Below are 13043 nucleotides of genomic sequence, written 5' to 3'. Positions count from 1 at the left end.
CAAACTGCTCCACCAAGTGTACTACAGCGGCACCACTCGTTTGACCTCCCGAACCCGGATGTTGTCGGGGACATTGTCCACATAGGACAGTCCAGGGATGGCACGGCAGGGCGCGACCGGAAAGCCTTGGTACATGGCCATTTTGAAGCTTTCCATTTCCCTGCTCGTCCTCGCCGCGACTGCGGCTGGAGGCCCCGGCGGATCCGCACCCACAGGCGAGCGGTGGAGCTGGCCCCTCTCCCCCAAACCCGGAGTCGTTCGGACGTTCGATCCGCCAGACAAACCGTGGCTCAGCGGGCACCGCGGGGTTGACCTGGGGCCAGCGCTCGACGGCGCTTTGGTCGCCTCGCCTGCCGACGGCGTGGTGACCTTTGCCGGCGTCGTGGTTGACCGTCCGGTCCTCACGATCGATCATGGCGACGGACTCCGGAGCAGCTTTGAACCCATGACGAGTGACCTGAAGCCTGGAGATCACGTTCGCAAGGGCCAGTCCATTGGCTCCCTGGCGCTGGGGCACTGCAGCGGAACCCCCTGCCTTCATTGGGGCGTCCGCCGCGGCGAGGACTACGTGAACCCTTTGGGATTCGTGGAAGACCTGCGGCCTTCCATCCTGCTGCCCTTGGACCAGGTCCTCACCGACAAAGGACCACCTAGACGATCGCGGACACGCCGGTGATGGCGCGTCCGGTCACCAGGGTGTTGATCTCATGGGTGCCTTCATAGGAGTAGATGGCCTCGGCGTCGGAGAATATCTTGGCCATTTCATAATCCGTGACGATGCCGTTGCCGCCCAGGATGCCGCGGCCAAGGGCAACACTTTCGCGCATGCGTGCGGTAGTGAATGCCTTCGCCAATGCTGACTGCTCGTCCTTTGCAACCCCCGCATCCTCGAGCTGCGCCAACCGCACCATCATGCCCATTGACGCCACCGCATTGCCCAGGATCTGTACCAACTGGTTCTGCACCAGCTGGAAGGCTGCCAAGGGCCTGCCAAATTGCTGGCGCTCCACTGCATAGGCTCGGGCCACATCGAAGGCAGCGAGCTGAAGCCCCACGGCTTGCCAGGCGACGGCAAGGCGGGTGACCTTGAGGACTTTGTTGGTATCGCGGAAGCTGTTGGCGTTGGCCAGCTTGAAGAAGTCCGGGACCACCACGTTGTCCAGGACGATGTCCGCGTTCTGAACAGTACGCAGGGAGATCTTGTTCTCGATCTTGCGTGCCGAGTATCCGGGAAGCGAGGTGTCCACGAGGAATGCCTTGACCTGGTTGTCTTCCACATCCTTGGCGTAGATGACTACCCAATCGGAGAACGTGGCGTTGCCGATCCAGCGCTTGGCCCCGTCGAGGATCCAGTGGTCCCCCTCGCGCCGCGCCGTGGTCCGGGTACCGCCAGCCACATCTGAACCACCCAGAGGCTCAGTCAGGCCGAAAGCGCCGATCTTCTTCAGGGAGTAAATGTCCGGAAGCCAGGCATCCTTCTGCTCCTGGGAAGCCAGGGCCTCGATAGAGCCCGTGAATAGCCCATCATGCACTCCCATGAACGTCGCGATCGATGCATCGGCACGGGTCACTTCAGCGTGGAGGATGCCCGCAAACAGATTGGAGTACCCCTGCCGGCGCACCGGGCTGACCAGATCGAGTTCGGCGAGCTTGGGAATGAGGTCCATGGGGAATTCGGCGCGGTTCCAGCAGTCCACGGCGATGGGCTTGACCTCGCGCGCCAGGAACTGGCGGACCTCGGCCAGACGATCCTGCTCCTTGCCCGTCAGCAATTGCTCAAAGGCGTAAAAGTCACCATCAGCATAGGGGAGGTTGTTGGCATCAAATGCAGCGTTGGACATGTGCGCTCCTTCAAGGGTGGTGGTCACCTGCCACCACGTCACGGCCCCGGAAGTTACCGGCGAGTAGTAAGTTACTGATGAGTAACATACCGCAGCTTCACGGTTTACCGCAACGCTGGAGACACCTCACCCGATTCCAAATCATCTGATCGCACGGGACACTTCTGTAACGTCGCTAGTGCAACGCCGCACACGAGTTTGGGGGAAGTGCAGATGATCAATCCACGGAGCGAAGCCATTTTGGTCCGCAATCGTAGCCGGAACGGCTTTGATGACAAGACCGCGGAACTGGTGGAGTACCGCGCCGCGGGCGCGTTCACGTATGTAACCTTCAGTTCCGGGAAGACATACAAATACTCGGCGGACAACGTCATTATTCTTCGAAATCCCGCACCCATATTCCTCAGCCCCCACGACACCGTCATCGTGCGTGGCAAGGTTCTCGAAGCTGTCACAGAGGTCCTCCGTTTCGATTCCCCTCAGGGGCCATGGTGGCGCGTTTTTCATATGGGCGGCCCAGGGCCCTGCTTTCAATCTTGTGGTGACAGTGAGATAGCAATCTCCCGGCCATCCGAGGAAGAAATACAAGCCCAGGTCGTGCTTGATTATTGGCGGGATGTTGCATCGAAGCTGAGCGCAGACGATCCGCTGCGCGGGCAGTACGAGAACTTCAGGAGCGTCCCCAAAGGAAGCGCGCTGGATGTGCTGCTCCAGCGCCAGCCCCTGGTTTCCCCGGAATTGGTTCAACAGCACCCGATACTGCCTTTCTCGTCAAACATCAGCCAACGAGAGGCTCTCCTGAGAGGACTCGGCCATCGAATATCGGCGATCGACGGCCCACCCGGTACGGGAAAGACCCAAACGATACTGAACCTTGTGGCCAACATCGTGACAGTTCCGGGGCAGACGGTTGGAATCGTCTCCTTCAACAACGCCGCCGTGGAAAATGTCGGGGACAAACTCGCCGAGGAAGGCTACGGATACCTCGTGGCGGACCTCGGCCGGAAAGAGAAAAGTACCGAATTCTTCGCCAAGCAGGAATCCAGGAACGCCAGGGTCGATCAATTGGTCGGCAGGCCATCCGGCGAGGCGCCGCCGTCAGAGTATGTGGCCGAACTCGACAGTCAATTGCAGACCCTGCAAGGGACCGCAAGACAGCTGGCCATATTGAAGCAGGAGCTGGACGCGTACCAACTCGAGAGGCGTCATTTCCTTCTGCAGGCAGACGCCCGTGAGGTGCCCGGCCTGGAAGGCGTCCCGCTACTGCGTGGCCCATCCGGTCGGATCCTGGAATTCCTGGCCGAGACCGCAATCACGCCCGTCGGATCGGGGCCACTCCGTAAACTTTTCCAGCGTCTTGGACTTCGCCTCCGATATGGACCACTCGGACGAATCGATCCCCACGACACCGATGTCGTGGTGCGGCTTCAGCGAGCCTATTACGACAGCAAGATACGGGAGCTTGAACAGCGTATCGATCAAGCGGAGCGGCTGCTGGCAAACAAGGACTACGGGCGTCTTGAGGAAGACCACCGGCGGGCTTCCAGACAGACCCTGGAAGCATCTCTCCACCGCCGCTACAGCCGAACCCGCAGGCGGATCCATTCAGAGGCCACCTACAAGTCAAACTTTGCAGGCTTCACCGCTGACTATCCGGTAATTCTGAGCACGTGCCACTCCCTGCGACGAAATGTTCCCACCGGCCAGCTCCTCGATTATCTGATCATTGACGAGGCCTCCCAAGTCGATCTGCTCGCCGCTGGACTGGCACTCTCCCGCGCCCGGAACGTCATCGTGGTCGGGGACCTTCAGCAACTTCAGCACATCGCCGATGAGAAGGCTTCAAGGAACTCCACGCGAGCCCCGTCCACCAGCGTGGACTACAGGAAGCACAACATTCTGTCCTCAATCATCGAGCAGTTCGGCGATGACCTTCCCCGCACTATGCTTCGGGAGCATTACCGCTGCGATCCGGCGATCATCGACTTTTGCAACAGGAAGTTCTACGGCGGGAGGCTGGTCCCGTACACCTCCAGCGGGCCGGGCGGTCAGCCGTTGGTGGTAGTCCGGACGGTGGAGGGGAACCACATGCGCCAGCACAGCAGCGGGGGTCGGACCAACCAGCGTGAGGCGGACGTCATTGCCAAGGAGGTCCTCGGGCGATACTGCTCAGGTATCAGCAATGACCAGATTGGCGTGGTGACCCCGTATCGACGGCAAGTGGACAAAGTGGCTAAAGCCCTGCTCAGTAGCATCCACGCCGACACAGTCCACAAGTTCCAAGGGCGGCAGAAGGACGTGATCATCATGAGCACAGTCCTGGACGAGACAAGCAGCGGACACCAGGGCGTCAGCTTCGTCGATGACCCGCACCTCGTCAATGTCGCCGTCTCCCGGGCAGTGAAGCGGTTCGTACTTGTAACGAACAATGAGATGCTGCCAAAAAGCCGGCACCTTCGAGACCTCGTGCAGTTTATTCGCTACCGAAATCCGGAGGACGGTGTTTTCGACAGCAGCGTCCTGTCCGTCTTCGACCTCCTGTACCGAGAGTATTCAGCGTTGCTACGACCCTTGGCCGGCCGACTCCGAAACGGCTCCACATTCGCTTCGGAGAATATTGTCTGGACCCTCTTGTCGGAGGTCCTCGAGGAAGAGGACTTCTCCGACTTGGCTGTGGCCCCACAGGTCCTGCTGAAGAATTTGCTTCGCGATCCTGCAACGCTCACGTACCAACAGGCTTCCTTTGTCCAGAACCGGGCGAGCCTGGACTTCGTGGTCTATAACCGCGTCACCAACCTGCCGGTCCTGGCCATTGAAGTTGACGGTTTCGCATTCCACGAAGACAAGTCCGCTCAACACGTCCGGGATGAACTCAAAGATGCCATCTGCCATGCCCATGGGATTCGTCTCCTGCGTTTGCCTACGACGGGAAGCGGGGAGGAAGCCCGCATTCGCTCGGAATTATCAGCGGCAGTGGGATGAACAGCCGAAGCGCAAAGAGCCGTGGCAGACGTATGAAACGCCAGCCACGGCTCCCGTGCAAAGGTAGGGCTACTCGGACTTGAACCGAGGACCTTAGGATTATGAGTCCCGCGCTCTAACCAGCTGAGCTATAGCCCCGTGACGCCCCAAGCCGCTAAAAAGCAACAGTTGGGGCAAATGCACTCTAGCAATACTAATAGCTACTCAAGAGTGCTTTTGTCACACCACCATGTCCTCGTAGGAAGCACCGCGGTAGAGGTCCTCGAATGTCTGAAGGGTGCCGTTGATGCTGTGCGGCTCCACCATCTCGCGGCTGACCTTCCCCATGGCCTTAAGTTGGTCTTCAGGAAGCTCCACCAGCTTGGTGATCTTCGCGGCGAGTTCCGTGCTGTCGTTGGGCGTGAACAAGTATCCGTTTTCGCCGTCGCGGACCAGGTGCGGCAGTGCCATGGCATTTGCCAACAGCACGGGCGTGGAGGCGGACATGGCTTCCAGCGTCACCAACGACTGAAGTTCCGCAGTGCCGGGCATGCAGAAAATATCGGCCTTGATGTAGGCCTCGCGCAGCTCTTCATCGCTTGCCAGCCCCAGGAACTTCACTCGATCCCCCAATCCAAGCCTGGCCACCTGTGCCTCCAAGGCCGGGCGGACTTCGCCGCCACCCACGACCTCCAGGTGGACGTTGAGTTCGCGCGGGGTCTTGGCAATGGCGTCGATCAGCACATTGACGTGCTTCTCTTCCGCAAGCCGTCCGGCGAAAAGGACAGTGGGGTTGGCATGGGGTTCGATCGTCTCGCCCGGCTGAAGCTCGTACGCTGCGGAATCAATGCCATTGGACAGGGGCAGGACTTTACGGAGGAACGCGTGCTGGTGCATGGCCTTGGCGGCAAGGGGTGTGGGTGTCGTGACGACGTCCGCCTGGCCCATCACCTTGCCCATGTCCTTCCAGGAGATGCGCCCCACGATGTCCTTGAACCACTGCGGGAACGGAAGGAACGGGTTCAGGTTTTCAGGCATGAAGTGGTTGGTGGCAATAATCCTGATGCCACGCTTCACTGCCTCGTAGAGTACGTGTTCGCCAATCATGTAGTGGCTTTGGATGTGCACCACGTCCGGTTGGACTTTGTCGAACAGGAGACTGATTTCCTTCTTGATTTCCCAGGGGAAGCAGATGCGGAAGTATTCGTGGGTGAACACCCCATGGGAGCGCAGGCGGTGGACGGTTGCCTCGTCACGGAACTCGGTGTAGCTCTTGCCCGTGTCCGGACGGCAAGCCAACACGTGCACGTTGTGTCCGCGCGCCGTCATTCCCTTGGCCAGGCGGTAGCCGAACTGCGCAGCACCGTTTACGTGCGGCGGGTAGGTGTCCGCCGCGATCAGGATGGTAAGGGGTTTGTTGGTGTCGGGAATGGTCACGTGGAGAACTCCTGATGGTCACGGTGCGGAACAGCCTTGAACGGGTCAATGCTGCGGTGTCGCCGGGTTGCCGGACCGCTGGGAAGCGGTGGCGCAAGGATCAAACTTTGCCTAGGCCTTCCGGCTTGCAGCCGCCTTCGCGTCCTTCTTACGCTTGGTGACTTCCGGATGGTGCCGGCTCAAGGCAATAACCCCCACGATAGCAAGGGAAGCTGCGGCGGCCATGCTGATTGCCATCACGGCATGGACATCGGGACGAAGCTCACCAAGGATAACGATGCCGATGGCGATGCCCACCATGGGGTCCACCACGGTCAGTCCGGCAATAACCAGATCCGGAGGGCCACCTGAATACGCGCTCTGGACGAACCAGGAACCAAGGCCGCCGGCGGCGGCGATGGCAATGAGGGTGTACCACTGCACATTGAGCAGGAACAGGCCATTGGGGTCCAGGAGGTGCTTGCCGATGATCCGGGTCAGGACGGCCACGAAGCCAAACAGTACACCCGCTCCCAAGATGTATATGAAGGCGCTCATGCGGTGTTTGAACAGCACTGCAAGAGTGCCGAAAAGGCCCACGGCCAGGGCCAGGAGCAGCACGATTGTCAGTTCGTCTTCAGCGTTAACATGGTGGTTTTCCTGCGTGACGTTAACTGCCAGGAGTACGAACAATGCCGATCCGGTGACGCAGGCGGTAATGGCAACCACGGTGGCGCGGTTGATACTCAGGCCCTGGTCCTTGGCATTGACCACGGTGGTAATGACCAGTGCGATCGCGCCAATGGGCTGCACCACCGTCAGGGGTGCCGATACAAGGGCGATCGCATTCATCACCATGCCAAGGCACAACAGCAAGAGCCCAAGCATCCATCGTGGGTTGCGCAGAAGCCGCAGGAACCCGTTGGAACTCAGGGCCAGTCCGCCGGTATCAGCCTTTACCGCGCTTCCCTGGCGTTGTGCGCCGATGGCAAGGAAAAAGGCGCCAAGTACGGCAAGGAAAACCGCCAGCCACACCATCAGCCGTGTCCGCCGTCGTTGGCCCGCAGTTCTTTGCCTTTGCGCAGGATGGCCCAGTAGTAGTTGTACGCCGCAATCCAGTGGCCCAGCAGGCCGAGGCCGAGGAAGACCCAAGCAGCGGCGAAGTAGGCGTCGGTGTAGGGAATCGGCAATTTGGAAAGTACCAGCAACGGAGTGCCCACCAGCAGCAGCCCGGTGCGGATCTTGCCGATGATGCTGACGGGAAGGTCTGGATGGCTGCGGAAGTAAATCAGCGAGGCAATGGCAAGAATGGCGTCAGGCACCACCAGCGCGGCCAGATACCACCACTGCACGACGCCGGCGATCGCCAAAGTGACGGCAACGGCTATGAGCGCGGCCCGGTCCGCCAAGGGGTCCAGGATCCTGCCCAACTTGGAGGTTTGGTCATAGCGGCGGGCGATATAGCCATCCACCCAGTCCGTGCTGCCCATGATGACCAGCACGAGCACAGCGAAGCCATATTCCTTCTGCCACAGGACCAACCACACAAAGAGCGGGACGCCCATGAAGCGCAGTACGGTGAGCACATTGGGAACGGTAAAGACGAGGTCGTGGTCCACCTGGGGACGGTCCGGATGCGAACCAGCACCGATGAACCTCATGGTGTCCCCCTTTCCTCTCCTCCAGTGTGTGCGGTACCGCGTCAGGCTGCTACTTCTTCAGCAGCTTCCGCAGGGCAACCACGAAGAGTGCAGCCGCGGCGGCGAAAGCCACGAGGTCCTTCCACCGGGACGCAAGGCGCCCGGCGAGGTCCTCGGGGACGGCCTCCCCAAGGTCAGCGAACTTGGCCGAAGCAAAGTCCTTTCCCTCCTGGAGTTTCACGGTGGCTGCCCCAAGCAAAGCCTGGCTCTGCTTCTTGACGTCCAACTGCTCGCCAAGCTCATCGCGCACGCCGGTAAGGTGTTCGCGCCGTTTGTTCAGGCGCAGGCGGAGTTCTGCCTCCGTGGGCGCCTTGGCTGCGTCCGCTTCCTTGGCAGCTTCCTTTGCAGCCTTTTCTGCCTTCGCCTTTTCGGCGGCAGCTTCCTTGGCAGCCTTCTCCGCCTTGGCAGCGGGCGAATTGGGATCGAGGATCGATTCGTCGAAGGCCGAGCCCTCCTTCGCAATTCCCAGATCGTGCTTGAGTCCACGGATGGTGTCTTCAGGGATCAGAGGCATGGCCTTCTTGAACTTGGAGACACCGATCAAGGCTCCGAGCGCGACGATCACGAGAAACACAGCTGCAACGATCAACGCCGCAAGCCAGCCCGGCATGATGGTAGCCAAACCGAGAATCGCGGCCACCACCAACGCGATCACCAGGAGCGACATGAAGACAAGGGCTACGCCAAAGAACGCGCCGGCCACCCCAACCTGGGTGGCCTTTCGCTTGAGTTCGACCTTGGCAAGGGCGATCTCATCGTTGAGTTGCCTGGGAGCCAAACGGGCAACGAGCTTGAGGGTCTTCGGCAAAGTACGGATGGCTGGTCTCGTGCTGGTCCGGCCGGTGTGACGTCCACTCATTGGGTTCCGCCTAACTGCTTCCTCTGGGCATCGTGTCGGGCGAACGCGGCCGGAAAAAGATCGCCGCGGGCACCTGTCCTCAAAACTATCATTCAGGTTCCGGCTCAACTTTCGCCGATGACACCGCGGCGCGCCTGACGCAGCTGCATAAATATGATGTGACGGCCATAGGATAGATGATCGTGACCAATCCAATTGCTCCGGGCGATTCCCTGAGCCGACGCGAAAAGCTTGTCTACATTGTCCTTCTCGGTGCCCTGACCGCTCTGGGGCCCTTCACAGTGGATCTCTACCTTCCTGCGTTCCCTGCGCTGGAGGAGAGTTTTGGCGTATCAGCCACGGCGATCCAACTGACGCTGACCGGCACCACGGTTGGGTTTGGCCTTGGACAGTTGGTGGTTGGTCCCTTCAGCGACAAGTTTGGCCGTCGCCTGCCCTTGATCCTAGCCACCGCCCTGCATATTGGATCGTCATTGGGCGCTGCCTTGGCTACGGACATCGGGTTCCTGTCCCTTTTCCGTGTGCTCATGGGTATCGGCGCCGCGGGCGGCGGCGTTGTCGCCATGGCCATGGTCCGGGACCTGTTCCACGGCTATTCGATGGTCCGCATGTTCTCCCGGATGTCTTTGGTCAACGGGCTGGCTCCGATCCTGGCCCCCATCATCGGTTCCCAATTGCTGCTGGTGTTCCCGTGGCCCGGCATCTTCTACTTCCTGGCCTGCTATGGCACGTTGGTGATAGTGGCCGCGATCTTCTTTATTCGCGAAACCCTCCCAGCGGAAAGGCGCGGGAAATCCACAGTCACGGTGCGCCAGCGGTACAAAACGGTGCTGACGGACCGGATATTCGTGGGCATGTTGATGGTTGGCAGCCTCAACTTCGGTGGCTTGTTCGCTTACCTCTCCGCCTCCACCTTCCTGTTCCAGAACGTCTATGAATTCTCTCCCCAGGAATACGGCCTCCTCTTCGGGGTCAATTCACTGGGCATCGTGGCGGGCGTCCAGATCAGTTCGAGGTTGATCCGACGCGTCGCGCCACAGTGGATCGTGGCCGGAGCCACGGTATTCATGCTGCTTATGGCGGCCCTGATTATCGTGCTCGATCTCCTCCACGTGGGTCTGTGGGGCATCCTGATTCCGCTGTGGTTCTACATTTGCGCCACAGGCTTCCTGTTCCCCTGCGTCCAGGTCCTGTCCCTTGCGAACCATGGAGCCCAAGCGGGGACGGCGGCGTCGCTCCTGGGGGCAGCGCAATTCATGATGGCGGGCATCGTTCCCCCCGTTGTCGGCTGGCTCGGTGTCGATTCAGCGATACCCATGGGCGCGGTCCAGGCTGTTTGCATCACCGGAGCCATTGCCGCACTGTGGCTGGTGGTCCGGCCGCGGACGGTCCCGTCAATTCATTAGGTCCCCTCAATCCACTAATTCGGCATTTCACCTTGACCCGACCAAAGGCAGTGACCATGACCAAGAAACCGCACCGCAACGGTAGGGGCCTTTTCCTCGGGGCCGTGCTTGGCGCCGTCGTCGGGGCGCTGTTGGGCCGTCTGGCCGGGAGTGCACTGTTCGGGGCGATACTTGGCGCCGTCATTGGAGCGGCCCTGCTGTACCGGGTGAACCCGGGCCCCTGGAACAGGGACTAACAGTAACCGGACCTATCGGCCCGTATAAGCCCTCCCCTTAGGGCGCCTGGCAGGGCAGAATGGTGGCCAGCCGGGGGTTTCCCCCTGCTTCGCCGGTGAAGGGGACATCACATGAGTGCGACTGATGGATACAGGGGCACTGTTTACGGCCTGGCGGCCATACGGCGGCTGCCCCTGACCCTGGGACTCGTGCTGTTCCTTTGGGTTGTCGGCGCAGTTACGGGCAGCCTTGTCGCCGGTCCCAGCGAGTCACTCCTGGAACAAGTCGGGCTGGGTTTGGCGCTGGATCCGGGACCGGGATGGTCCATCTTCACATCATCTTTCTTTGCCTCATCCTTGCTGGACTATCTGGCATGCACCGTTCTGATCCTGGTGGGCGTGGGTATCGCCGAGCGCACCATGGGGCCATGGCTGGCGCTGGCAGCATTCATCTTTGGTTCCGCTCTGAGCGCTCTGGTGCTGATGGGGCTGGTTGCTTTTGGAACGGACAACAGCGACCAATGGCTGAGTTTCCTGGGTGGCGAGTACGTTGTGGGCGCCTACGGTGGTGCCGCCGCTGCGTTGGGATGTTCGACGGCGGCGCTGGAGGCGCTGTGGCGTCGTCGCCTCCGGACATGGTTGCTGGCCGCCACGCTCATGTTCGCGTTGTTTGTAGGCGTCGCACAAACACTCCAGGCCCTTGCCGGCGCTGTCATCGGCATTCTGGCCGGTTGGGCCGTCCAAGCCCTCGTGCTGCGGCGGCGTGCGGGCTCCCTTCACTCCTCTAGCCTTCGTGAGACCCGGTTCCTTGTGGGCACAGTGGTGGGTGTGTTCGCCCTGGGTCCCTTGCTGACGCAGCTAACGGGCACGTTGGAGGTCGGCCCGCTTTCTGTGGTTTCCGAGGTGATGCTGCAGGCAAGCCCCAGCGTGGACGAAGTCAACGAAGCATGCGACAACGACAAGAGCTGCGTCACGCTGCAAAGTGTTGTGGGCGTGCAGAGTTTCGGTGCCACCATCCTCACAGTGATCCCGGTGCTGTTGCTCCTTGTCTGTGCCGAGGGGCTGCGCCGTGGTCGCCGCCTTGCGTACAGGCTGACCCTGGTCATCCAGCTGTACCTGGCGTTCGTGACGAGCGTGGCAATCCTGCAGTACGTGACGGATCCGGAAGTGACACTCGGCAATGACGACATCGGCTACCTCCTGCTCTACGCCGTGCCCGCTATCCTGGCACCGCTGATCATCGCGGTCCTGCTGGTGGTCAACCGCCACAAATTCCGGGTGGAATCCAGCGACGCCGGATATCGCGTCCTGGGCAGGACAACCCTCATCATGGCTGCTGTGGCGGCGGCCCTCTACGTGGTCTTCTGGTTCCTGGAGGGCAACCCCAGCCGCTCATCCCTATGGGACCTCGCAGGCCAATTGACCCATATCCTGGTCCCCTTCCCCGTTCCGTTCGTCGTTGAACTGCCCCAGGGACTGCTGAGCACCGTTCTTTACGGACTGGGCGGGGACGCCATTTGGCTGTGCATCCTTTTGATGGTCCTGAACAATTTCCAGCGGTTCCGGGCGCTGGCGAAAGACCCTGCTGCGGATCTGGGACACACCCGTGAACTGCTTCATGACGGCGGGGGCACCTTGTCCTGGATGGCCCTGTGGGACAACAACCAGTACTGGTTCACGCCGGACAGGAGGGCTGGCCTCGCCTACCAAGTGCACAACGGGGTGGCACTGACGGTGGCGGGTCCGTTCGGAGCCCGCCAACACCACACCGAGGCTGCCACAGGCTTTCTGGCACATTGCGCAGCACTGGGCCTCACACCGTGCTTCTACTCGGCCACGGCGGAGCTTGACGAAGCTCTCCTCCCCCGCGGCTTCCGCAAACTGGAGGTGGCGGAAGAAACCCTGCTGAACGTCCAGGCCATGACGTTCAAAGGCAAGGAATGGCAGAACGTCCGGACCGCGCTGAACAGGGCGGAGAAGCTGTCCATCAAAGACCACTGGTACCACTACGCGGAGATGCCTCCGGGGATCCGGGCACAACTTGCCGAAATCTCGGAAGAGTGGGTGGCGGACAAGCCCCTCCCCGAGATGGGGTTCACGTTGGGCGGTCTCGATGAACTGAAGGATCCCGAAGTCATGTGTTGCGTCGCGGTGGACGACGACGGCCTGGTCCATGGGGTCACAAGCTGGCTGCCGGTCTTTACCGACGGAGTGGTGTCGGGTTGGACCTTGGACTTCATGCGCCGCCGAACCACTGGTTTCAAAGGGGTCATGGAATTCCTGATCGCCTCCGCTGTTACGCACTTCAAGGACGACGTTCCGCGCATCTCGCTGTCAGGCTCCCCGCTGGCCAACACGGGGGCAGCGACGGACGACGGTGACCACAGTGCCTTGGACCGGGTCCTGGCAATGCTGGGCAATGCACTGGAGCCCATGTACGGCTTCAAGTCCCTGGCAGCTTTCAAATCGCGGTTCCAGCCCGAGCACCGCACTCTGTACATGTATTACCGGGATCCGCTGGCCCTGCCTTCCATAGGCCTTGCTGTTGGGTCGGCGTATTTGCCGGGGTTGTCCCCCGCACAGAGCGCCGGTTTGCTACGCCAAATGGTTGCCCGGGAACCCGCCGCATGACTGCCGCCGGACGG

General features: G+C 60.9%; 10 protein-coding genes and 1 tRNA gene. 5 read left to right on the top strand and 6 right to left on the bottom strand.

Annotation, left to right across the window (positions count from 1 at the left end; all coding sequences use genetic code 11):
• The first annotated feature begins 133 nt into the window (after nucleotides 1–133).
• On the top strand, nucleotides 134–676 hold the full coding sequence (locus LDN82_RS07680; RefSeq protein ID WP_224166944.1) for a M23 family metallopeptidase: 543 nt from the start codon (nucleotides 134–136) through the stop codon (nucleotides 674–676).
• Here the strand turns inward: LDN82_RS07680 and LDN82_RS07675 are convergent.
• Nucleotides 651–1841 carry an acyl-CoA dehydrogenase family protein gene (locus LDN82_RS07675; protein WP_224166943.1) on the bottom strand — a complete coding sequence of 397 codons (1191 nt, stop codon included), beginning with the start codon at nucleotides 1839–1841 and terminating at the stop codon, nucleotides 651–653. The two genes, LDN82_RS07680 and LDN82_RS07675, sit on opposite strands and share 26 nt — an antisense overlap.
• A gap of 213 nt (nucleotides 1842–2054) precedes the next feature.
• Here LDN82_RS07675 and LDN82_RS07670 point away from each other — a divergent pair, with 213 nt between their 5' ends.
• The gene (locus LDN82_RS07670; RefSeq protein ID WP_224166942.1) at nucleotides 2055–4823 is read left to right on the top strand and encodes an AAA domain-containing protein; all 2769 of its coding nucleotides are present in this window, start codon (nucleotides 2055–2057) and stop codon (nucleotides 4821–4823) included.
• A gap of 64 nt (nucleotides 4824–4887) precedes the next feature.
• Here LDN82_RS07670 and LDN82_RS07665 read toward each other — a convergent pair.
• The 5 genes from LDN82_RS07665 to LDN82_RS07645 form a co-directional block, all read right to left on the bottom strand.
• Nucleotides 4888–4961, bottom strand: a tRNA-Ile gene (locus LDN82_RS07665).
• Between the two features lie 81 nt (nucleotides 4962–5042).
• Entirely contained in the window at nucleotides 5043–6239 is a 1197-nt protein-coding gene (locus LDN82_RS07660; protein ID WP_224092169.1) for a glycosyltransferase, read from the bottom strand.
• 111 nt (nucleotides 6240–6350) lie between these two features.
• A complete protein-coding gene (locus tag LDN82_RS07655) occupies nucleotides 6351–7256 on the bottom strand; it encodes a DMT family transporter (RefSeq protein ID WP_224092167.1) in 906 nt (301 codons plus the stop codon).
• Nucleotides 7256–7879 (bottom strand): CDP-alcohol phosphatidyltransferase family protein, encoded by a 624-nt coding sequence (locus tag LDN82_RS07650; RefSeq protein WP_224166941.1) that lies wholly within the window; start codon nucleotides 7877–7879, stop codon nucleotides 7256–7258. Before LDN82_RS07650 ends, LDN82_RS07655 begins: the two co-directional genes overlap by 1 nt.
• Nucleotides 7880–7928: 49 nt before the next feature.
• Complete coding sequence (locus tag LDN82_RS07645) at nucleotides 7929–8777, bottom strand: phage holin family protein (RefSeq protein WP_224166940.1); 849 nt, start codon at nucleotides 8775–8777, stop codon at nucleotides 7929–7931.
• A gap of 176 nt (nucleotides 8778–8953) precedes the next feature.
• On the opposite strand from LDN82_RS07645, the gene LDN82_RS07640 reads away from it, so the two are divergent.
• The 3 genes from LDN82_RS07640 (at nucleotide 8954) to LDN82_RS07630 (ending at nucleotide 13029) form a co-directional block, all read left to right on the top strand.
• Nucleotides 8954–10183: a multidrug effflux MFS transporter gene (locus LDN82_RS07640; protein ID WP_224166939.1), complete on the top strand. Its 1230-nt coding sequence runs from the start codon at nucleotides 8954–8956 to the stop codon at nucleotides 10181–10183.
• Between the two features lie 56 nt (nucleotides 10184–10239).
• Nucleotides 10240–10419 (top strand): glycine zipper domain-containing protein, encoded by a 180-nt coding sequence (locus LDN82_RS07635; protein ID WP_216925346.1) that lies wholly within the window; start codon nucleotides 10240–10242, stop codon nucleotides 10417–10419.
• A gap of 111 nt (nucleotides 10420–10530) precedes the next feature.
• Entirely contained in the window at nucleotides 10531–13029 is a 2499-nt protein-coding gene (locus tag LDN82_RS07630; RefSeq protein ID WP_224166938.1) for a DUF2156 domain-containing protein, read from the top strand.
• Nucleotides 13030–13043: the final 14 nt, after the last annotated feature.

This window comes from Arthrobacter sp. StoSoilA2, assembly GCF_019977195.1.
Classification (GTDB): domain Bacteria; phylum Actinomycetota; class Actinomycetes; order Actinomycetales; family Micrococcaceae; genus Arthrobacter.
The sequence above is the reverse complement of the archived record's forward strand: the minus strand, read 5'-3'. Positions and strand labels throughout refer to the sequence as shown.